The organism is Pseudomonas sp. SWI36 (assembly GCF_002948105.1).
Taxonomy (GTDB): domain Bacteria; phylum Pseudomonadota; class Gammaproteobacteria; order Pseudomonadales; family Pseudomonadaceae; genus Aquipseudomonas; species Aquipseudomonas alloputida.
In genome coordinates, this window is the sequence record NZ_CP026675.1 from 2,782,666 (window position 1) to 2,805,192 (window position 22,527).

Below are 22,527 nucleotides of genomic sequence, written 5' to 3' on the forward strand. Positions count from 1 at the left end.
TTTCGACCGCAAGCGCGGTGAGCGCCTGGATGCGCAGGTGGAAAAACTGGGCATTATCCGTTGCCGGGAGCAGGTTGCCAACCTTTGGGCGGCAAGCTGGGGGCCACAAGCGGCAAGAAAAAGCGGCATCGCACCCGCCCGGCGCTTGCTTGCGGCTGGCAACTCGCAGCTTGCAGCTCAATACAGGTCTACCGGGTCGACATCCAGCGACCAGCGCACCTGGCGCCCGCTCGGCAACTGCTCCAACACTAGCAACCAGGCGCTGATCAGTCGATGCAACGGCGCCCGGGTATTGGCCTGTATCAACAATTGTGCGCGGAATCGTCCGGCGCGGCGCTCCATGGGCGCCGGTACCGGGCCCAGCAGTTCGATACCCGGCAGGCGCTGTTCGGCCACCAGACGCTCGGCGGCGGCACAGGCTTCGTCGAGGAAACCTTCGGCCTGCCCCGGCTTGTGTGCTTCGGCACGCAGCAAGGCCAGGTGCGAGTAGGGCGGCAGCCCGGCGGCTCGGCGTTCGTCCAGGGCCTGTTCGGCGAAGGCGAAGTAGCCTTGCTCGGTTAGCTGGACCAGCAGTGGGTGGTCGGCCAGGTGGGTTTGGATGATGACCTTGCCGGGCTCTTCGGCCCGTCCGGCCCGTCCGGCCACCTGTACGATAAGTTGTGCCATGCGCTCGCTGGCGCGGAAGTCACCGGAAAACAGCCCGCCATCGGCATCAAGGATGGCCACCAGGGTCACCCGCGGGAAGTGGTGGCCCTTGGCGAGCATCTGGGTGCCGACGAGGATGCTCGGCTGGCCGCGCTGGATGGTGCTGAACAGGTTGTGCATGGCGTCCTTGCGCGCCGTGCTGTCGCGGTCCACGCGCAGGATCGGGTAATCCGGGAACAGCACCTTCAGGCGCTCTTCGGCGCGCTCGGTACCGGCACCGACCGGGCGCAGGTCGACGTGGTTGCATTGCGGGCACTGGTGCGGCAGGCGTTCGTCATAGCCACAGTGGTGGCAGCGCAGCACGCCGGAGCGCTGGTGCACGGTCATGCGCGCATCGCAGCGTGGGCATTCGGACAGCCAGCCGCAATCGTGGCACAGCAGGGTTGGAGCAAAGCCGCGGCGGTTGAGGAACACCAGCACTTGTTGGCCGGCCTCCAGCGTCTGTCGGATAGCCTGCTGCAGCGGGCCGCTGATACCGCTGTCCAGTGGCAGGCTCTTCACATCCAGGCGCAGCATGCGCGGCGGGCGTGCCCCCCCGGCGCGTTGGTTCATACGCAGCAGGCGGTAGCGGCCGGTCAGGGCGTTATGCAGGGTTTCCAGCGAGGGTGTGGCGGAACCGAGCAGGATCGGGATGTTCTCCTGGTGAGCGCGTACCAGCGCCAGGTCGCGGGCGTGGTACCGCAGGCCTTCCTGCTGTTTATAGGAGCCGTCGTGCTCTTCGTCGATGATGATCAGGCCGGGGTTTTTCATCGGCGTGAACAATGCCGAGCGGGTGCCGATGATGATATCGGCCTCGCCGTCCCGTGCCGCCAGCCAGGCATCCAGGCGTTCGCGGTCGTTCACCGCAGAGTGCAGCAGGGCAATGCGCGCGTTGAAGCGTTGCTCGAAGCGGGCCAGGGTTTGCGGGCCGAGGTTGATCTCCGGGATCAGCACCAGCGCCTGCTTGCCGGCTTCCAGGGTTTCACGGATCAGTTGCAGGTAGACCTCGGTCTTGCCACTGCCGGTGACGCCGGCCAGCAAGAACGCGCCGAAACCGCCAAAACCCTCGCACACGGCGTCGAAGGCTTCGCGTTGCTCTTCGTTGAGCGGCAGTTCCGGCTGTGCCAGCCAGTGCTCATGGCGTAGTGCCGGCAAGTGGCGGCGCGTCTCGATCTGCACCAGATCCTTGGCCAGCAGCAGGTCGAGGCTGTCCTTGTTCAGGTTGAGTTTGGCCAGCAGGCTGTGGGCCACGCCATGCGGGTGCTGAGCCAGGGTCTTGAGGGCGTCGCGCTGGCGCGGCGCGCGGGCGATGCGCGGGTCTTCCAGGCGGGCGCCAGGGGCTATGTGCCAGAAGCGTTCCTGGCGCATCTCGGCGGCCTCGCCCTGGCGCAGTAGCGTGGGCAGCGCCCAGCTCAGGGTATCGCCCAGACTGTGCTGGTAGTACTGGGCGGTCCACAGGCACAGCTTGAACAGCGACGCGGGGATGGGGGACACCGGGTCGAGCAGGGCGCTGGCAGGCTTCAGTTTGTCGGCGGGCACTTCGCTCTGCGTGCACACCTCTATCAGCACGCCGATCATTTCGCGGCGGCCAAAGGGCACGCGGATGCGCATGCCAGGGGTCAAGGTCAGGCGCGCCATGCTCGCCGGCGCCTTGTAGTCGAACAGGCGCCGCAGCGGAGAGGGCAGGGCAAGGCGCAGGATGACGTCGGACACGCGGAAAGTCTCGGAGGGCGTTACAAGGACTGGCGAGCCTAGCAGACGACGGTCGGTGCAAGCGACATCTTGCGCTGACGGTGTGCTCTGGTATTATTCGCCGCCTAATTACGTGCGGTATTCAACAATTGGTGTTGGGTGGCGGCACGCAGCTCGAGGAAGTGACCATGAAAGAAGGTATCCACCCGAACTACGAAGTAGTTGCAGTCACCTGCAGCTGCGGTAACAAGTTCGAAACTCGTTCGACCCTGGGCAACGTCCTGTCGATCGACGTTTGCAACCTGTGCCACCCGTTCTACACCGGTAAGCAGAAAGTTCTGGACACCGGTGGTCGCGTACAGAAGTTCGCCGATCGCTTCGGCATGTTCGGTGCCAAGAAGTAATCATGCGCATGGCGAATCCTTCGGGTTTCGCATTGTTGCTGAAGAAGGCGTCCCTTGTGGGCGCCTTTTTTGTGGGCGTTATCTGGCATTTCCCGGTCCTGGCGTTCTGCCCACAGCCGGACAAGCCCCAATGGGTAGCGGTACGACAGGTGGTTGATGGCGACACCTTGCGTCTGGTCGATGGCCGCAGCGTGCGGCTGATCGGTATCAATGCCCCGGAAATGGGTCGCAAGGGGCGTACCAGTGAGCCCTATGCCGAAGCTGCCAGGCGGCGATTGCAGGCCTTGGTCAAGGCCAATGACGATCGCGTCGGGCTGGTGCCTGGTGTTGAAGGTAAAGACAAGTACGGTCGCACACTGGCGCACATCTACAGCCGCAATGGCGACAATCTGGAAGCGCAATTGCTTAGCGAGGGCTTGGGCTACCGCGTGGCCATTGCCCCTAATGTACGTCTCAGCGGTTGTCAGCAGCTTGCCGAACAAGCTGCGCGCCAGGCTGGCGTTGGCCTGTGGCGGCATTCGCCCGTAGTGGCTGCAGGCAATGTCAGGCAGTCAGGTTTCGCTGTTGTGCGTGGTCGTATCGAAGGTATCGAGCGAAATCGTGGTGGGGTCTGGCTGACCCTGGGCAGTACCCTGGTGCTGCAGGTTCCCGCTCGTCTGCAGCGCAACTTCCCCGCCAGCTTCTTCGATAACCTCAAGGGACGCCAGGTCGAAGCGCGCGGGTGGGTGCTGGATCGTTCCCGCAGGGGTGGCCTCAAGCCCGGGCAGCGACGCTGGGTGTTGCCATTGACCGATCCGAGCATGTTGGAGCGCATTTCAGGCTAAAAGATGTAGACATTTCGCTACTGGATTGTACACACTGTTGGTCGTATGCCCCGTGGGTTGTAGCGTAAAGTCGTAGGCTAAAGGCCTTGACACAAGTGACCGGCCAGTCTTGTGGCTCCCCGGCTCTTTGCGTATCCTCGGCGGTCCGTCAGAACAGTAAATAGCGGAATGCCCACCATGTCAGACCTGAAAACCGCCGCTCTCGAATATCACGCTCAACCTCGTCCGGGGAAACTGAGCGTTGAACTCTCCAAGCCCACTGCCACCGCCCGTGACCTCGCCCTGGCCTACAGCCCAGGTGTTGCAGAGCCGGTGCGCGAAATTGGCCGTGATCCAGAGCTGGCTTACAAATACACCGGCAAAGGCAACCTGGTTGCGGTGATTTCCGATGGCACTGCCATCCTCGGTCTGGGTGACCTCGGCCCACTGGCTTCCAAGCCGGTCATGGAAGGCAAGGGTGTTCTGTTCAAGCGTTTCGCCGGTATCGATGTGTTCGACATCGAAGTCGAATCGGAAAGCCCGCAAGCGTTCATCGACACCGTTCGCCGCATTTCGATCACCTTCGGTGGCATCAACCTTGAAGACATCAAGGCACCTGAGTGCTTTGAAATCGAACGTACCCTGATCGAACAGTGCGACATCCCGGTGTTCCACGATGACCAGCACGGTACTGCCATCGTGACTGCCGCTGGCATGATCAACGCCCTGGAAATCGCCGGCAAGAAACTGGAAGAAGCCAAGATCGTCTGCCTGGGCGCCGGCGCTGCTGCCATTTCCTGCATGAAGCTGCTGGTAAGCATGGGTGCGAAGGTCGAGAACATCTTCATGATCGACCGTAGTGGCGTGATCCACGCTGGCCGTGACGACCTGAACCAGTACAAGGCGCAGTTCGCCCACGCGACCGACAAGCGCACCCTGGCCGACGCCCTTGACGGTGCCGACGTGTTCGTAGGTCTGTCTGGCCCGAACCTGCTGAGCCCGGAAGGCCTGAAGTCGATGGCTGCCAACCCGATCGTGTTCGCCTGCTCGAACCCGGACCCGGAAATCTCGCCAGAGCTGGCGCATGCCACTCGCAACGACGTGATCATGGCTACCGGTCGTTCCGACTACCCGAACCAGGTCAACAACGTACTGGGCTTCCCGTTCATCTTCCGTGGTGCTCTGGACGTTCGCGCCAAGCGTATCAACGAAGAGATGAAGATCGCTGCCGCTATCGCCCTGAAAGACCTGGCCAAGCTGCCAGTGCCGAAGGAAGTTTGCGAAGCCTATGGCGTTGAAGGCCTGGAGTTCGGCCGTGAGTACATCATTCCGAAGCCGCTGGATGCACGCTTGATCACCGTCGTTTCCGATGCTGTGGCCAAGGCTGCCATCGAATCCGGCGTGGCTACCCTGCCTTATCCGAAGCACTACCCGCTGACCAGCGTGGATGAAGTGTTCAACGGCTGATTGCAGCAAGCGACATAAAAAAGCCCCGGCTCGCATGAGCCGGGGCTTTTTGTTGGGGCTTGGGAATGTGTCAGGGCTGCAAGGTGTTGGTCAGGGCACTTGTGGCGCCTATCAGATCGATCGCCCACGCAAAACCTGAGTCAGGCGCCCTGCCTTAGAACAGATCCATCGGCGTCGCTTCATCGGCTGGCAGCGGGCTGCCCGGTGCCGCGCCATTGCCCAGCTCGTCCACCGACGGCGGAGAATCTTCGGCCTTGAACAGCTCGAAGTAGGCATTCGGTGTGCTCGGCGATGCAGCGCGCCCGCTGATCGGGTCGACGCGCAAGCTGAGAATGCCTTCCGGTTCTGCCGGGGCATGCGCAGGCTTGTCCTTGAGCGCCGCGCCCATGAAGTTCATCCAGATCGGCAGTGCCGCAGTCCCACCATATTCGCGGCGGCCGAGGGTTTCCGGTTGGTCGAAGCCGACCCAAACGGTAGTCACGTAATCGGCGTTGTAACCGGAGAACCAGGCGTCCTTGGATTCGTTGGTCGTACCCGTCTTGCCCGCCAGGTCGGTGCGGCCCAAGGCCAGCGCCCGGCGGCCGGTGCCGCGCTTGATCACGTCCTGCAGCATGCTGGTGAGGATGTAGGTGGTACGCCCGTCGATGATCTGTTCGGCCACTGCCGGCGCTTGCGATGCCGCGCCCACCTGGCTGAAGGCAGAAGGTGCCTCGCCTGGCATGGCCGCAGTGCTGATTGGCTGCTCGGGTGCGGCCAGGCCCGCCTGGTCTTCGGCACCTTGCGGTACGCGGGCCGGGTTGGCGGTGAACAGTGTCTCGCCGCTGCGGCTCTCGATGCGCTCGATCAGGTACGGGGTGATCTTGTACCCACCGTTGGCAAAGGTGCTCCAGCCGGTGGCGATTTCCATCGGGGTCAGGGTGGCGGTGCCCAGGGCCAGCGACAGGTTGCGCGGCAGGTCCTGCTTGTTGAAGCCGAACTTGGCGATGTAGTCGATGGTGCGGTCCACGCCCATGGCTTGCAGCAGGCGGATCGACACCAGGTTACGTGACTTGTACAGCGCCTCACGCATGCGGATAGGGCCGAGGAAGGTGTTGGTATCGTTCTTCGGTCGCCACACTTTATCCACTGACTCGTCAACGAACACGATCGGCGCATCGTTGACCAGGCTGGAAGCGGTGTAGCCGCTGTCCAGCGCGGCGCTGTAGATGAATGGTTTGAAACTTGAGCCCGGTTGGCGCTTGGCCTGCACGGCGCGGTTGTAGTTGCTCTGCTCGAACGAGAAACCGCCGACCAGGGCGCGGATGGCGCCGCTGTTCGGGTCGAGGGTGACCAGGGCGCTCTGCGCAACGGGCACCTGGCTGAACTTCAATGTGCCATCGTCAAGGCGTTGCAGGCGCACCAGGTCACCGACCTGGGCCACGTCGGCCGGCGATTGCGGCGAACGGCCCTGGGCGTTGTTGTTGATGAACGGGCGCGCCCATTTCATGGTGTCCCAGGCAACCTGCGCCTCTTGGCCGTCACGGGTCAGCACCTTGAGGCCGGTGTGTTCCACCTGGGTGACAATGGCTGGCTCCAGGCCGCCAAGGGTGCGTTGCTTGCCCAGCTCCTGCAGCCACGCTGCCTGGGTGCGGCCCGGGAAGCGTGCTTCAGGGCCACGGTAGCCGTGGCGCTCATCGTAATCGGAGAGACCCTTGAGGACGGCCTTGTTGGCCATTTCCTGCATGTCGCTAGGCACGGTGGTCGTGACGCGGAAGCCTTCGGTGTAGGCGTCGCTGCCGTAACGGCCGACCATTTCCGCGCGGGCCATTTCGGCGATGTAGGGGGCATTCACCTCAGGCGTCGGCACGTGATAGCTGGCATTGAGCGGCTCGGCCAGGGCGGCCTCGTAGCTGGCCTGGTCGATCTTGCCCAGCTTGTACATGCGCCCGAGGATCCAGTCGCGGCGCTCTTTGGCGCGCACAGGGTTGGCCAGCGGGTTGAAGCGCGACGGTGCCTTGGGCAGGCCGGCGATCATCGCCATCTGCGCCAGGCTCACGTCACGGATGGACTTGCCATAGTACACCTGCGCAGCTGCATCGATACCGTAGGCGCGGTTGCCCAGGTAGATCTTGTTCACGTACAGCTCGAGGATTTCGTCCTTGGTCAGCTCACGCTCGATCTGCAGGGCCAGCAGGATTTCGTTGGTCTTGCGTGAGAAGCTGCGCTCGCTGGTGAGGAAGAAGTTCTTCGCTACCTGCATGGTGATGGTGCTGCCGCCGGTCTGGATATGACCGGTTTTCACCAGCTGGGTTGCTGCGCGCATCAGGCTGCTGGGGTCGACGCCGTAGTGGTTGAGGAAATTGTCGTCCTCGGCTGACAGCAGCGCCTGAATGAATTGTGGGGGAATTTCCGCGAAGCGGATCGGCGAGCGGCGCATTTCGCCGAATTCGGCAATCAGCTTGCCATCGCTGCTGTACACCCTGAGGGGGATCTGCAACTGGATGCTTCTGAGGGACTCGACCGAGGGCAGGCTGGGACTAAGATACAGAAACGCACCGCTCACACCGAGTACGAGCGCGCAGATGACTGCGACGGAAGACCACCAGAAGAACTTCAGCAGACGTATCAAGGCTTTTCGGTGTCCAGGTTGGGAGTGGATTGCACGCAGGTCCGGTGGACCAAAAAACGCTGGGCATTATAAGCATTTTTCGCCTTTCCGGGTGACCGGCCAGGCTACTCGTCGACTCGATGGGTAGCCCTGGCCCAGTGTTGCCGCGGGGTTGCGACAGGTGGCTGCGCTTGGCAGCTGTAACAGACAGCAAAGGAGTCGCGATGTTTGGACGCTTCGGCAAGGATGCCGGTTCACTCGTGGGGGTGGAAATTACGCCCGACGCCGTTCGGATCATGCAACTGCAGCAGCGCAATCGACGCTGCCGTGTGATGGGGTCGGCACAAGAGCTGTTTCAGGCGCCGCTGGCCGATGACTGGGCTCAGGCGCCTGGGGGGGTGGTGGCTGCGCTGCAGCGAGCTTACCGGCGCAGCGGCCTCAGGCAACGCCGGGTAGCGCTGGCATTGCCGGCCAGTCAGGTTATCTGCAAGTTGTGCCATCTGCCGGTGGAGCAGAGCGGGGCGCAGTTGGAGGCACAGCTGCTTGCCGATGCAGAGCGGCTGTTTCCGTTTCCGCTGGAAGACCTGGCCTTGGATTTTCAGGTCATGGGGGCTTCCCATGACCAGCCAGGTTGCTCCGAGGTAATGGTTGCAGCCTGTCGGCAGAGTGCGCTGGCGTCACTCGAAGCCGTCGTCGAGGAGGCGGGCTTGCAGTTGGAAGCCGTCGAGGTCGACAACATTGCCTTGTGCCGCATGTTGCCACAGGGTGGCCTTGAGGGAGCAGCGCTGCTGCGTGTCGAAAACCGCAGCGTAACCCTTCATGACTGGCAGCCGGGCAGGGCGTACCAGCGCTGTGAGCTGCAAACGACTGGCCCGGACATGAACGGACAATGGCCAGAGCGTCTCCAGGCTTTACTGGTCGGGCAGAGCCGGCCTGCGGGGTTGTGGGTTGCCAGCAGCTCATCGATCAATCCGGGCTGGCTACAAGCTTTGGGCAGCCGGCTGAATGTGCCGTGCACCTACCTGCCTGGGCTGGCAGGGCTGGAACATGTTGATGGGGCGATGCTGCTGGCCTGCGCCTTGGCCTTGGGAGGGCTGCGCCCATGATGCGGCTGAACCTTCTGCCCTGGCGCGAACGGCAGCGTCAGGCGGCGCTGCGGCGCTTTCGAGGCCAGTTGATTGCTGGCGCACTCCTGGCTTTGTGCGCCGTGATGCTGGTCGATCAGCTGGCCCGCCAACGCGGGCAGCAGCAGGTGCTGGCCAATACCCAGCGCCAAGCGACCCTTGATATACAGGATGAGCAGTTGCAGCCGCTGGCCGAAGTGCGTGCACAGCATGAAGCGCTACTTGCCCGTGTGGTGGCCCTGGAGGGCCTGCGCGCCCATCAGGGTGTATTGGCCGGTGTCTTCGCCGACCTTGAAGGGGCGTTGCCTGAAGGTGTGCAGCTAGTCGGCCTGAGCCTTGATAGTGGTCGCCTGCAGGTGACAGGGTTGGCTGCGTCCGGTGCTGTGGTGGCGCAGTTCATGCGCGACTTGAACCGCTCGAACGTTTTGCTCGATCTGGAGCTCAAGCGCATCAAGAGCCTGCCGGACGGCGATGAGTTTCTGCTCACCGCTCGCGTTGCGGCGTTCTGGTCGTGAGTCCAGCGCAGATGCTCGCTTGGCTGGCGGTGGTCGAGGGCTCAGGCCGCTTCCGACGGTTGGCGCCAGCGCTGGTGGCTGTGGTGGTGTTCAGCCTGGGCTGCGCGATGCGCCTGCCTGCCCTGTTACAGCAGCAGGCGCGGGAGGATGCCAGGCATGTCGAGTTGAACCAGCTGCAGGCAGCCAATGCAGCGCAGTTGGCCGAACTGGAGCGGCTGAAGGCTTTAGTGGTGATTGCCGAACAGCGGTTGCAAGAGGCGCACTGGTATCTGGCCGCCGGGGAGAGCATGAGCGACCTGCTTGAACGGCTGGCAGTGTCGGGGCATGCACATGGCTTGCTTGTCGAACGCCTCGATGTAGAGGCGGGTGAGCAACAGGCCGGATTCAGCAAGGTACCGCTGGTAGTGCAAGTGGTGGGGCGTTATCCGGCCTTGCGGCTGTGGCTGGACGACTGGTTAGGGCAGGCACGGATTCTGCGCAGCGGTGACATGAGCCTGGCAACCGTTGATCGCCAGCCTGGACTGTTGCGCCTGCAGTTGCGGGTTGATGCCTATCACGCGGCTACGCCCGTGAAGGCACCTGCAATGCTGGCGCACCTGCCGGCAAGGGCCGCAATGGCTGCGCCTGAAGTGGACCCGTTTGCGCCCGCTGCGGCGCGAGTGGCCAGCGCCGGGCTGGTCGGCGTGCCGTTGGCGCAGCTGGAAATGGTCGGCAGCCTGGCGCGCGGGGCGGCACGCGAGGCTCTGCTGATGGCGGCTGGCAAGCTCTATCGCGTACGCCCGGGCGACCGGGTAGGGCGTGATCAGGGGGTAGTGATGCATATAGACCAACGTCAGGTCGAAGTGCGAGAGCGGCTGTTCATGGCGGGGGTATGGCACGAGCGCACGGCGTTCATCACCCTCACCAAGCGCCTGGGCAAGGAGGCCTCGGACCCGAATGAAAACGTGGATGAAATACCTGTTGGCGACCCTGCTGTCGATCCCGCTGGCTTCGGCGACGCCTTACCAGGGTGAACCCCTGTCGCTGAACTTCCAGGATGTTGAGGTGCGTGCGGTGCTGCAGGTGCTGGCTGACTACGCTGGCGTCAACCTGGTCGCCAGTGACGCAGTACAAGGCAGTGTCACTTTGCGTTTGCAGGACGTCCCGTGGGATCAGGCGCTTGACCTGGTGCTGCGCAGCAAGGGCCTGTCCCGGCGCCAGGAGGGCAATGTGCTGTTGGTGGCACCTGCAGCCGAGTTTGCCGCGCAATCAGCAGACGCCCGGGTGAGTCAGGCGCTGGATGCGCACCTGCAGCCATTGCGTCGGGAGCTGCTGCCCATTCACCACGCCAAGGCCGCCGATCTGGCGCAGTTGCTGCTGGCAGGCCTGGAGGGTGACGGCATCCCTCCGGCTAGCTTGAGTGTCGATGAGCGCACCAATACGTTGGTGGTGCATCTGCCCGCTGACCGCCTGGCCGAGATGCGCCAGCTGGTGGCGCAGTTGGATGTGCCGGTGCGCCAGGTAGCGATCGAGGCGCGTATCGTCGAGGCCAACGTCGATTATGAGAAAAGCCTGGGGGTACGCTGGGGTGGGCCGCTGTACGGCGAAAAACTGCGGCCCGGCAAGGAGCTGTTCGTCGACCTCGGTCTGGAGCGTGCCGGCAGCAGTATCGGCCTGGGTTTGTTGCGCGGTGACGTGCTGCTGGACCTGGAGCTCAGTGCCATGGAAAAAAGCGGCAACGGCGAAATCATTTCGCAGCCCAAGGTGGTCACGGCTGACAAGGAAACGGCGAGGATCCTCAAGGGTACCGAGGTGCCTTACCAGGAAACGAGCCAAAGCGGCGCTACCTCGGTATCGTTTCGCGAAGCCTCGCTGTCGCTGGAAGTAACGCCACAGATCACCCCGGACAACAAGGTGATCATGACCGTCAGGGTGACCAAGGACGAGCCGGATTACGTCAATGCCTTGAACAACGTACCGCCGATCCGCAAGAACGAGGTCAATGCCAAGGTTCGTGTGGCTGACGGCGAAACGATCGTGATCGGGGGCGTCTACTCGACTTCGCAAAACAATGTGGTCGACAAGGTGCCATTTTTCGGCGATCTGCCGTATGTTGGGCGGCTGTTTCGACGCGATGCATTACAAGAGAAAAAATCCGAGCTGCTGGTCTTCCTGACTCCGCGTATCATGAGTGACCAGGCGATTGCTGTGAGTCGTTGATTCTGTGCGAAATTTGATACTTGTGGGGCCCATGGGCGCTGGTAAAAGCACCATCGGACGCCTGTTGGCCAAAGAGCTGCGCCTGCTGTTCAAGGATTCCGACAAGGAAATCGAACTGCGATGCGGCGCGAACATCCCGTGGATATTCGACAAGGAAGGCGAGCCGGGTTTCCGTGATCGCGAGCAAGCGATGATTGCCGAGTTGTGCGCGCTCGACGGTGTGGTGCTGGCCACCGGCGGTGGCGCGGTGATGCGCGAAGCCAACCGGCAGGCGCTGCATCAGGGTGGCCGGGTGATCTACCTGCATGCTTCGGTCGAGCAGCAAGTCGGCCGCACCGCGCGCGACCGCAATCGCCCGCTGCTGCGCACGGCCAATCCTGAGGCGACCTTGCGCACCTTGCTGGAAACCCGCGACCCGCTCTACCGCGAGATCGCCGACCTGGTGGTTGAAACCGACGAGCGGCCACCACGCATGGTGGTGATCGATATTCTCGAGCGCTTGCAGCAGTTGCCGCCCCGTTAACCCGGGACTATTCTCGGCCTCCAGCGCCGAGGCGAGGCTCAACGTTACCGCGCAGGTCGCCGGATGGCGCCGCGCCCAAGTACATTGTGGGGATACATGCAGACACTAAAGGTCGACCTGGGCGAGCGTAGCTACCCGATCTACATTGGCGAAGGCCTGCTGGACCAGCCTGAGCTGCTGGCGCCGCACATTGCGGGTCGGCAGGTTGCCATCGTTTCCAACGAGACCGTCGCGCCGCTGTATCTCGAACGCCTGAGCAAGGCCCTTGGTGCCTACTCGGTACTGCCCGTTGTGTTGCCCGATGGTGAAGCCCACAAGAACTGGGAAACATTGCAGCTGATCTTCGATGGCCTACTGACAGCTCGGCATGATCGTCGTACTACTGTGGTCGCTCTGGGTGGTGGCGTGATTGGTGACATGGCAGGTTTCGCAGCCGCCTGCTACCAGCGCGGTGTCGATTTCATCCAGGTGCCGACTACCCTGTTGTCCCAGGTCGACTCTTCCGTAGGTGGCAAGACCGGCATCAATCATCCGCTGGGCAAGAACATGGTCGGTGCGTTCTATCAGCCCAAGGCGGTGCTGATCGATACCACCAGCCTCAAGACCCTGCCAGCGCGCGAGCTGTCTGCAGGTCTGGCCGAAGTGATCAAGTACGGCCTGATTTGCGACAAGCCGTTCCTCGCCTGGCTCGAAGACAATATGCAGGCACTGCGTGCCCTCGATTCGACAGCCCTGACCGAGGCCATCCGCCGCTCCTGCGCGGCCAAGGCCGCAGTGGTGGGTGCCGACGAGCGCGAGTCCGGCCTACGGGCCACGCTGAACCTGGGGCATACCTTCGGGCATGCTATCGAAACCCATATGGGCTATGGCGTGTGGCTGCACGGCGAAGCCGTCGCGGCGGGCACAGTGATGGCCCTGGAAATGTCCATGCGCCTTGGCTGGATCGACCAGGCTGAGCGCGATCGTGGAATCCGCCTGTTGCAGGACGCAGGTTTGCCGGTGGTGCCACCACAGGAAATGACCCCGGCGCATTTCATGGAGCACATGGCGGTCGACAAGAAGGTGCTCGACGGTCGTTTGCGTCTGGTGCTGCTGCGCCAGATGGGCGAGGCCGTGGTGACCGACGACTATTCGAAAGAGATTCTCCAGGCCACGCTGTCGGCGGACTACCGCGCGATCGTGGCCCAGCTTTGAGGTTGTGACAGCGCAATGACAAGTTTGCATGCCGATGAGGCCTTTCTCGACCATTACCAGTTGAGCCATGATCCGTTCGCGCCCCGCGTACCTGGCTTCAAGTTCTTCCCGGCCCAGCGCAAGCCCGTGCTTGGCCAACTGCACCACCTGGCGCGCTATAGCCAGTTGATGCTGGTGGTCAGTGGCCCATTGGGCAGCGGCAAGTCGCTGCTGCGCCAGGCCCTGGTGGCCAGCACCAACAAGCAGGCTGTGCAAAGTGTGGTGGTGTCGGCCCGCAGCGCCAGCGATGCCTCCAGTATGCTCGCGCAGGTTGCGCAGGAGCTGGGTGTCGCCCAGCCCGAGGTGCAGGCGATCCTGTCGAAGGTGGTGCAGCTGGCACTGACCGGGCAGGAAGTGTATTTGCTGGTGGACGATGCGGAACAACTCGACGAGTCGGCACTCCAAGCGTTGCTGGAGTTGGCGGCGGGGGTTCCTGAAGGGCGTCCGCACGTGTTTCTGTTCGGTGAGCCATCGCTGATTGCCGGGCTGGATGAGCTCAATGTCGAGGAAGAACGTTTTCACATCATCGAGCTTGCGCCCTACAGTGAAGAAGAAACCCGCGAGTACCTGGAACAGCGCCTGGAAGGGGCTGGTCGGGGCATCGAGGTGTTCAGCCGTGAACAGATCGCCGATATCCATGAAAACTCCGACGGCTGGCCTGGCAACATCAATCAGGTCGCCCGTGACACTTTGATCGAAGCCATGATCGCCAGCCGCTCGACGGCCAAGCGACCAACCATGGGGTTCAAGATGCCTAAAAAACATGTGCTCGCACTGTCCGCTGTGGTCGTGGTTGCCGTTGCGGCCGCGGTATTGATGCCCAAGAAAGGCGACAAGGCCCCTGCCGAAGCGCCGGCTGCCCAGGCCCAGTTGCCACTGGGCGACGGCAAGCAGGGTGCTGCCATCGAGTTCTCTGGCTCGTCCCAGCCAATGCCGCTGCCACTGGTTGGCCAGTCGCAGCCGGTGATGCGCGAGCCGCTGGCCCAAGCCGCAGGCATGGGCGAGGGTGAAGAGGGAGGCCCGGCTGTCGACACCGCGCTGCAGCCTGGCAACCCGCCACCCACCGTGACCACCATCGCTCCGCCACAAGGTGTGCCGGCTGGCCCGGCGCCTGCGCCTGCCCAGCCCGTGCAGTCGGTTGCGCCTGCGCCCAAGCCTGTTGCAACCCAGCCCGCCAAGCCGGTTGCGCCGGCCAAGCCAGCACCGGCGCCGACCCAGGTCGCCGTGGCCAAGCCGGCTGCCAAAGCTGCGGAAAAACCAGCCGCCGCTGGCGCTGGCAACAGTGGCTGGTATGCCGGACAGAAGCCGGGCAATTATGTGGTGCAGATCCTTGGTACCAGCTCCGAGGCGTCGGCCCAGGCTTACGTCAAGGCCCAGGGTGGCGACTATCGCTACTTCAAGAAAAACCTACAGGGCAAGCCTCTGTACGTCGTGACTTACGGCAGTTTCGCCAACCGCGACGCAGCGGTTGCGGCAATCAAGAACTTGCCAGCGAAGGTCCAGGCTGGTAAACCTTGGCCACGTACCGTCGGCAGCGTCCAACAAGAGCTGGCCACGGCCCGCTGATACCTTCCGGGCGGCATCACCCCGCCGCCCAGTAGCTAAGCGAATTCTAGCTTTCGACTAGCCTGCTGCGCCCGAGCGCGGCAGGCTTTTCTGTCCCGGACTGCCGGCCACAAGCCCTTAGTTGCAGTCATGGCTGAAACGCTTCAGACTCGAGCCAAGCCGCTATCACGGCGCATGGCGCAAAAACATTCAAAATTGCGACATAAATTTTCAATGACGAGACATGAAAATTTGTGGGCGTCGCTGTCGCTGTGCAACAATGGTTTTCCATGACCACCGCAAAAAAGCTGGCGTTTGATCGGCGTGGATGGTAAGTGGTTGTTAAAAAAGAGATTTACCTCCGTTGAGAGGTGAACCTGGTGAGAATGTGTCTATGAAAACAGGTCTGTACCATCCCGAAGAATTCAAGGACAACTGTGGTTTTGGCCTGATCGCCCATATGACGGGTGAGCCGAGCCACCACCTTCTGCAAACTGCCATGCAGGCGCTGACATGCATGACCCACCGCGGCGGCATCAATGCCGACGGCAAGACCGGTGACGGTTGCGGTCTGCTCATGCAGAAGCCCGATCAATTCCTGCGTGCCATGGCCCAGGAGCACTTCGCTGTCGAGCTGCCCAAGCAGTACGCCGTCGGCATGGTGTTCTTCAACCAGGACCCGGTCAAAGCCGAAGCTGCCCGCGCCAACATGGACCGCGAGATCCTCGCCGCTGGCCTGAAACTGGTCGGCTGGCGCAAGGTGCCGATCGACACCAGCGTCCTCGGCCGCCTGGCCCTGGAGCGCCTGCCGCAGATCGAGCAGGTGTTCATTGGCGGTGAAGGCCTGAGCGACCAGGAATTCGCCATCAAGCTGTTCAGTGCCCGTCGTCGTTCGTCGGTGGCCAACGCCCACGACGCCGACCACTACATCTGCAGCTTCTCGCACAAGACCATCATCTACAAAGGCCTGATGATGCCGCGCGATCTCGCGGCGTTTTATCCAGACCTGGGTGACGAGCGCCTGCAAACCGCGATCTGCGTGTTCCACCAGCGCTTCTCCACCAACACCCTGCCGAAATGGCCGCTGGCGCAGCCGTTCCGCTTCCTCGCCCATAACGGCGAGATCAACACCATCACCGGCAACCGCAACTGGGCCGTTGCTCGTCGCACCAAGTTCGCCAATGACCAGATCCCGGACCTCGAAGAGCTCGGCCCGCTGGTCAACCGCGTCGGTTCCGACTCGTCCAGCATGGACAACATGCTGGAACTGATGGTCACCGGTGGCATCGACCTGTTCCGCGGCGTGCGCATGCTGGTACCGCCAGCGTGGCAGAACGTCGAGACCATGGACGCCGACCTGCGCGCCTTCTACGAATACAACTCCATGCACATGGAGCCGTGGGATGGCCCGGCCGGTATCGTCATGACCGAAGGCCGCCACGCGGTGTGCCTGCTCGACCGTAACGGTCTGCGCCCGGCGCGCTGGGTGACCACCACCAATGGTTACATCACCATCGCCTCGGAAATCGGCGTATGGGGCTATCAGCCTGAGGAAGTGCTGGCCAAGGGCCGTGTCGGCCCGGGCCAGATCCTTGCCGTGGACACCGAAACCGGCCAGATCCTCGACACCGACGCCATCGACAACCGCCTGAAGTCGCGGCACCCGTACAAGCGCTGGCTGCGTCAGCACGCCACCCGCATCCAGGCGACGCTGACCGACGACCAAGGTGTGGCCAGCTACGACGCTGACCAGCTCAAGCAATACATGAAGATGTTCCAGGTCACCTTCGAAGAGCGTGACCAGGTACTGCGCCCGTTGGGTGAGCAGGGCCAGGAAGCCGTTGGCTCGATGGGTGACGACACGCCGATGGCCGTGCTGTCGCAGCGCGTGCGCTCGCCGTACGACTTCTTCCGCCAGCAGTTCGCTCAGGTAACCAACCCGCCGATCGACCCGCTGCGCGAAGCGATCGTGATGTCGCTGGAAATCTGCCTGGGTGCAGAGCGCAACATCTTCCAGGAGTCCCCGGAGCACGCTTCGCGGGTCATCCTCAGCTCGCCGGTCATCTCGCCCGCCAAGTGGCGTTCGCTGATGAACCTGGAGCGCGAAGGCTTCGACCGCCAGCTGATCGACCTCAACTATGAGCAGGGCGTCGGCCTGGAAGCGGCCATCCGCAACATTGCCGACCAGGCCGAAGAAGCTGTGCGTGGCGGCAAGACCCAGCTGGTGCTGAGCGACCGTTATATCGCCCCGGGCAAGCTGCCGGTGCACGCTTCGCTGGCCGTTGGTGCAGTGCACCACCGCCTGACCGAACAGGGCCTGCGTTGCGACAGCAACATCCTGGTGGAAACCGCTACCGCCCGTGATCCGCATCACTTCGCCGTGCTGCTGGGCTTCGGTGCCTCGGCCGTTTACCCGTACCTGGCGTATGAAGTTCTGGCTGACCTGATCCGTACCGGCGAAGTGCTGGGCGACCTGGACGAAGTGTTCAAGTACTACCGCAAAGGTATCTCCAAGGGCCTGCTGAAGATACTGTCCAAGATGGGTATCTCCACCATCGCCTCATACCGCGGTGCACAGCTGTTCGAAGCCATTGGCCTGGCCGAGGAAGTGGTAGGCCTGAGCTTCAAGGGCGTGTCCAGCCGCATCAAGGGTGCGCGCTTCGAAGACCTGGAAAACGACCAGAAGCTGCTGGCGGCCGAAGCCTGGAGCGCGCGCAAGCCGATCCAGCAAGGTGGCTTGCTGAAGTTCGTCCACGGTGGCGAATACCACGCCTACAACCCGGACGTGGTCAACACCCTGCAAGCCGCCGTGCAGCAGGGCGACTACGCCAAGTTCAAGGAATACACCACGCTGGTGGACCAGCGCCCGGTGTCGATGATTCGTGACTTGCTCAAGGTGAAAGTGGCCGACCAGCCGCTGGCGCTGGAGCAGATCGAGCCGCTGGAGGCGATTCTCAAGCGTTTCGACTCGGCGGGTATCTCGCTGGGTGCACTGTCGCCGGAAGCCCACGAAGCGCTGGCCGAGGCCATGAACCGCCTGGGCGCACGCTCCAACTCTGGTGAAGGCGGCGAAGACCCGTCGCGCTATGGCACCATCAAGAGCTCGAAGATCAAGCAGGTGGCCACCGGCCGTTTTGGTGTGACCCCGGAGTACCTGGTCAACGCCGAAGTGCTGCAGATCAAGGTTGCCCAGGGCGCCAAGCCGGGTGAGGGCGGCCAGTTGCCGGGCGGAAAGGTCAACGGCCTGATCGCCAAGCTGCGTTATGCGGTACCGGGCGTGACCCTGATCTCGCCACCGCCACACCATGACATCTACTCGATCGAAGATCTGGCGCAGCTGATCTACGACCTCAAGCAGGTCAACCCGCAGGCGCTGGTATCGGTCAAGCTGGTAGCCGAAGCGGGCGTGGGCACCATCGCCGCAGGTGTGGCCAAGGCCTATGCCGACCTGATCACCATCTCCGGTTACGACGGTGGTACCGGTGCTTCGCCGCTGACCTCGATCAAATACGCCGGCGCCCCTTGGGAACTGGGCCTTGCGGAAACCCACCAGACCCTGCGTGGCAACGACCTGCGTGGCAAGGTGCGGGTGCAGACCGACGGCGGCCTGAAAACCGGCCTGGACGTGATCAAGGCGGCCATCCTCGGCGCCGAAAGCTTCGGCTTTGGTACCGCGCCAATGATTGCCCTGGGCTGCAAGTACCTGCGCATCTGCCACCTGAACAACTGCGCCACCGGCGTGGCCACCCAGAACGACAAGCTGCGCAAGGACCACTACATCGGCACCGTCGACATGGTGATCAACTTCTTCACCTTTGTCGCCGAAGAAACCCGCGAGTGGTTGGCCAAGCTGGGCGTGCGCAGCCTTGGCGAGCTGATCGGCCGTACCGACCTGCTCGAAGTGCTGCCAGGTGACACCGAACGCCAGCAATACCTGGACCTGTCGCCGCTGCTGGGCAGCTCGCACATTCCTGCGGACAAACCGCAGTTCTGCGAAGTCGACAAGAACCCGCCGTTCGACCTGGGCGAGTTGGCCGAGAAGATGGTTGATATGGCCATGCCGGCCATCCGCGACCAGGCGGGTGGCGAGTTCAGCCTCGACATCTGCAACTGCGACCGCTCCATTGGTGCGCGTGTGTCGGGCGAAATCGCCCGTCTGCACGGCAACCAGGGCATGGCCGCGGCGCCGATCACCTTCCGCTTCAAGGGCACTGCGGGCCAGAGCTTTGGCGTGTGGAACGCTGGTGGCCTGAACCTGCACCTGGAAGGCGACGCCAACGATTACGTCGGCAAAGGCATGACCGGTGGCAAGGTCACCATCGTGCCGCCAGCCGGCAGCCCGTTCGAAACCCAGCACAGCGCCATCGTCGGCAACACCTGCCTGTACGGTGCCACTGGCGGCAAGTTGTTTGCCGCAGGTACTGCGGGCGAGCGCTTCGCTGTACGTAACTCCGGCGCCCATGCTGTTGTCGAGGGCACTGGCGATCACTGCTGTGAATACATGACCGGCGGCTTTGTCTGCGTTCTGGGCAAGACCGGTTACAACTTCGGTTCTGGCATGACTGGCGGCTTTGCCTACGTGCTCGACATGGACAATAGCTTCGTCGACAAGCTCAACCACGAGCTGGTGGAAATCCAGCGTATCAGTGGTGAAGCGATGGAGGCCTACCGTAGCCACCTGGCGCGTGTCCTTGCCGAGTATGTGGATGAGACCGGCAGCGAGTGGGGGCGTGAGCTCTCGGAGAACCTGGACGACTACGTGCGGCGCTTCTGGCTGGTCAAGCCGAAGGCAGCCAACCTGAAGCAGCTGCTGTCCAGCACCCGTGCCAACCCGCAGTAAAAACAGCTGCAAGTGGCAAGCCTTGAGCTGCACGTAATGGCAGTGAGAGGTTTGCCCGGCTTAAGTGATCGTCTTGCGGCTTGCAGCGTGTAGCTTGCAGCTGCTGTAAAGAGGTTTTGAAAAATGGCTGAACGTCTGAACAACGACTTCCAGTTCATCGAAGTGGGCCGAAAGGACCCGAAAAAAAAGCTGTTGCGCCAGCGCAAGAAGGAGTTCGTGGAAATCTACGAACCGTTCAAGCCGCAGCAGTCCGTGGAGCAGGCGCACCGCTGCCTGGGCTGCGGTAACCCGTATTGCGAGTGGAAGTGCCCGGTACACAACTTCATCCCCAACTGGTTGAAGCTGGTCTCCGAAGGCAACATCCTGGCCGCGGCGGAACTGTCGCACCAGACCAACACCCTGCCGGAAGTATGCGGCCGTGTTTGCCCGCAAGACCGCCTGTGCGAGGGTGCCTGCACCCTGAACGACGGTTTCGGCGCGGTGACCATCGGCTCGGTGGAGAAGTACATCACCGACACCGCCTTCGCCATGGGCTGGCGTCCGGACATGTCCAAGGTCAAGCCAACCGGCAAGCGCGTTGCCATCATCGGCGCCGGCCCGGCGGGCCTGGGCTGCGCCGACGTGCTGGTGCGCGCCGGGGTAACCCCGGTGGTGTTCGACAAAAACCCTGAGATCGGTGGCCTGCTGACCTTCGGTATCCCCGAGTTCAAGCTGGAAAAGACCGTGCTCAGCAACCGCCGTGAAGTGTTCACCGGCATGGGCATCGAGTTCCGCCTGAACACCGAGGTGGGCAAGGACGTGACCATGGAACAGCTGCTCGCCGAGTACGACGCGGTGTTCATGGGCATGGGTACCTACACCTACATGAAGGGCGGCTTCCCGGGTGAAGACCTGCCGGGCGTGCATGACGCACTGGACTTCCTGATCGCCAACGTCAACCGCAACCTGGGCTTCGAGAAGTCGCCGGAAGACTTCGTCGACATGCAGGGCAAGAAAGTGGTGGTGCTGGGTGGTGGTGACACCGCGATGGACTGCAACCGTACCTCGATCCGTCAGGGTGCCAAGGCAGTGACCTGTGCTTATCGTCGTGACGAAGCCAACATGCCGGGTTCGCGCAAAGAGGTGAAGAACGCCAAGGAAGAGGGCGTGAAGTTCCTCTACAACCGTCAGCCCATTGCCATTGTGGGTGAGGACAAGGTCGAAGGCGTCAAAGTGGTCGAGACCCGCCTGGGCGAGCCTGATGCCCGTGGCCGCCGCAGCCCTGAGCCAATCCCGGGCTCCGAAGAGATCCTGCCGGCAGACGCCGTGGTAATCGCCTTCGGCTTCCGCCCGAGCCCGGCACCGTGGTTTGAACAGCATGGCATTCAGCTGGACAGCCAGGGCCGTGTGGTTGCCCCGGAGAAGGGCAAGTTCAAGCACCAGACCAGCAACCCGAAAGTGTTTGCAGGTGGCGACATGGTGCGCGGTTCGGACCTGGTGGTGACTGCGATCTTCGAAGGGCGTACGGCTGCCGAGGGTATCCTGGACTACCTCGAAGTCTGAGGTTCGACCTGTTCGCGGGCATGCCCGCTCCCGCAGGGTTAAGCGCAGAACCCGTGGGGGCAGGCATGCCCGCGAAGCTTTTGTATACAAAAACGCTTGATCTGTGGCATCCAATAGACAAAACACATGGCCATGGCCGTGCCTTTTGCGCTGGTGTCTGAGAAAATGCCCGCACTATTTTTCCGGATGCCGACATGACTGCCCTGAAGAACGATCGTTTCCTGCGTGCACTGCTCAAGCAACCCGTAGACGTCACCCCGGTGTGGATGATGCGCCAGGCCGGCCGCTACCTGCCGGAGTACCGCGCCAGCCGCGCCAAGGCCGGTGACTTCATGAGCCTGTGCATGAACCCGCAGTTCGCCTGCGAGGTCACCCTGCAGCCGCTGGACCGCTACCCGCTGGACGCAGCGATCCTGTTCTCGGACATCCTTACCATTCCCGATGCCATGGGCCTGGGCCTGTACTTTGAAACCGGTGAAGGCCCGCGTTTCAAGAAGGTCATCAGCACCCCCGCCGACATCGAGGCGCTGCCAGTTCCGGACCCACAGAAAGACCTCGGCTACGTGATGGATGCGGTCAGCACCATTCGCCGTGAGCTCAATGGCCGTGTGCCGCTGATCGGCTTCTCCGGCAGCCCGTGGACCCTGGCCACCTACATGGTCGAGGGCGGCTCGTCGAAGGACTTCCGCAAGACCAAGGCCATGGCCTACGACAACCCGCAAGCCCTGCACCTGCTGCTGGACAAGCTGGCCCAGTCGGTCACCAGCTACCTTAACGGCCAGATCCTGGCCGGCGCCCAGGCCGTACAGATCTTCGACACCTGGGGCGGCAACCTGTCGGCGGCGGCCTACCAGGAGTTCTCACTGGCCTACATGCGCAAGATCGTCAGCGGCCTGATCCGCGAGCACGAGGGGCGCAAGGTGCCGGTGATCCTGTTCACCAAGAATGGCGGCTTGTGGCTGGAATGCATTGCTGAAGCTGGTGCCGACGCGCTGGGCCTGGACTGGACCTGCGAGATCGGCGACGCCCGTCGCCGCGTGGGTGACAAGGTGGCGCTGCAAGGCAACATGGACCCGACCGTGCTGTACGCCAAGCCCGAGGCCATTCGCAAGGAAGTGGCGCGCATCCTGGCCAGCTATGGCCACGGCACTGGCCATGTGTTCAACCTTGGCCACGGCATCACGCCGGAAGTTGACCCGGAACATGCGGGTGCATTCATCAACGCCGTGCACGAACTGTCGGCGCAGTACCACCAGTGACTTGATGCACTGCACAGTAAACCCGGCTTCGATGCCGGGTTTTTTGTACGTTAAGTTTGAATTCAGCGATCGTCGCTAATCTGGTCCCATCGAAACCGAAACAGGACCCG

15 protein-coding genes are annotated in these 22,527 nt (G+C 62.7%); 13 read left to right on the forward strand and 2 right to left on the reverse strand.

Annotated elements, in window-relative coordinates; translation table 11 throughout:
* Window positions 1-177: 177 nt before the first annotated feature.
* Window positions 178-2,397, reverse strand: a complete 2,220-nt coding sequence (locus C4Q27_RS13425; RefSeq protein WP_010955632.1) for a primosomal protein N' — start codon at window positions 2,395-2,397, stop codon at window positions 178-180.
* Between the two features lie 167 nt (window positions 2,398-2,564).
* On the opposite strand from C4Q27_RS13425, the gene rpmE reads away from it, so the two are divergent.
* From rpmE to C4Q27_RS13440, 3 genes are all read left to right on the forward strand, one after another.
* Window positions 2,565-2,780 (forward strand): 50S ribosomal protein L31, encoded by a 216-nt coding sequence (rpmE, locus tag C4Q27_RS13430; protein WP_003249127.1) that lies wholly within the window; start codon window positions 2,565-2,567, stop codon window positions 2,778-2,780.
* 2 nt (window positions 2,781-2,782) lie between these two features.
* The gene (locus tag C4Q27_RS13435) at window positions 2,783-3,604 is read left to right on the forward strand and encodes a thermonuclease family protein (RefSeq protein WP_064491030.1); all 822 of its coding nucleotides are present in this window, start codon (window positions 2,783-2,785) and stop codon (window positions 3,602-3,604) included.
* 177 nt (window positions 3,605-3,781) lie between these two features.
* Window positions 3,782-5,050, forward strand: coding sequence for a malic enzyme-like NAD(P)-binding protein (locus C4Q27_RS13440; RefSeq protein WP_004575488.1), 1,269 nt, complete (start codon window positions 3,782-3,784; stop codon window positions 5,048-5,050).
* A 154-nt stretch (window positions 5,051-5,204) separates the two neighbouring features.
* Here C4Q27_RS13440 and C4Q27_RS13445 read toward each other — a convergent pair whose 3' ends face one another.
* A complete protein-coding gene (locus C4Q27_RS13445) occupies window positions 5,205-7,655 on the reverse strand; it encodes a penicillin-binding protein 1A (RefSeq protein WP_371919370.1) in 2,451 nt (816 codons plus the stop codon).
* A gap of 206 nt (window positions 7,656-7,861) precedes the next feature.
* Here C4Q27_RS13445 and pilM point away from each other — a divergent pair, with 206 nt between their 5' ends.
* The 10 genes from pilM (at window position 7,862) to hemE (ending at window position 22,417) form a co-directional block, all read left to right on the forward strand.
* Window positions 7,862-8,743: a type IV pilus biogenesis protein PilM gene (pilM, locus tag C4Q27_RS13450; RefSeq protein WP_064491028.1), complete on the forward strand. Its 882-nt coding sequence runs from the start codon at window positions 7,862-7,864 to the stop codon at window positions 8,741-8,743.
* Entirely contained in the window at window positions 8,740-9,276 is a 537-nt protein-coding gene (locus tag C4Q27_RS13455; protein ID WP_020191285.1) for a PilN domain-containing protein, read from the forward strand. The genes pilM and C4Q27_RS13455 overlap by 4 nt, the downstream gene beginning before the upstream one ends.
* Before the next feature lie 11 nt (window positions 9,277-9,287).
* Window positions 9,288-10,289 carry a pilus assembly protein PilP gene (locus C4Q27_RS13460; protein WP_064491027.1) on the forward strand — a complete coding sequence of 334 codons (1,002 nt, stop codon included), beginning with the start codon at window positions 9,288-9,290 and terminating at the stop codon, window positions 10,287-10,289.
* Window positions 10,213-11,475: a type IV pilus secretin PilQ gene (locus C4Q27_RS13465; RefSeq protein ID WP_010955626.1), complete on the forward strand. Its 1,263-nt coding sequence runs from the start codon at window positions 10,213-10,215 to the stop codon at window positions 11,473-11,475. Before C4Q27_RS13460 ends, C4Q27_RS13465 begins: the two co-directional genes overlap by 77 nt.
* Window positions 11,476-11,479: 4 nt before the next feature.
* The gene (gene aroK / locus C4Q27_RS13470; RefSeq protein WP_010955625.1) at window positions 11,480-11,998 is read left to right on the forward strand and encodes a shikimate kinase AroK; all 519 of its coding nucleotides are present in this window, start codon (window positions 11,480-11,482) and stop codon (window positions 11,996-11,998) included.
* 96 nt (window positions 11,999-12,094) lie between these two features.
* Window positions 12,095-13,192 (forward strand): 3-dehydroquinate synthase, encoded by a 1,098-nt coding sequence (gene aroB / locus C4Q27_RS13475; protein WP_104886949.1) that lies wholly within the window; start codon window positions 12,095-12,097, stop codon window positions 13,190-13,192.
* Between the two features lie 15 nt (window positions 13,193-13,207).
* Entirely contained in the window at window positions 13,208-14,797 is a 1,590-nt protein-coding gene (locus C4Q27_RS13480; protein ID WP_020191281.1) for an SPOR domain-containing protein, read from the forward strand.
* Window positions 14,798-15,170: 373 nt separating this feature from the next.
* The gene (gene gltB, locus C4Q27_RS13485) at window positions 15,171-19,616 is read left to right on the forward strand and encodes a glutamate synthase large subunit (RefSeq protein ID WP_020191280.1); all 4,446 of its coding nucleotides are present in this window, start codon (window positions 15,171-15,173) and stop codon (window positions 19,614-19,616) included.
* A gap of 123 nt (window positions 19,617-19,739) precedes the next feature.
* Window positions 19,740-21,158, forward strand: coding sequence for an FAD-dependent oxidoreductase (locus tag C4Q27_RS13490; RefSeq protein WP_003249156.1), 1,419 nt, complete (start codon window positions 19,740-19,742; stop codon window positions 21,156-21,158).
* A 194-nt stretch (window positions 21,159-21,352) separates the two neighbouring features.
* Window positions 21,353-22,417 carry a uroporphyrinogen decarboxylase gene (gene hemE, locus C4Q27_RS13495; RefSeq protein ID WP_064491024.1) on the forward strand — a complete coding sequence of 355 codons (1,065 nt, stop codon included), beginning with the start codon at window positions 21,353-21,355 and terminating at the stop codon, window positions 22,415-22,417.
* The last annotated feature ends 110 nt before the right edge of the window (window positions 22,418-22,527 follow it).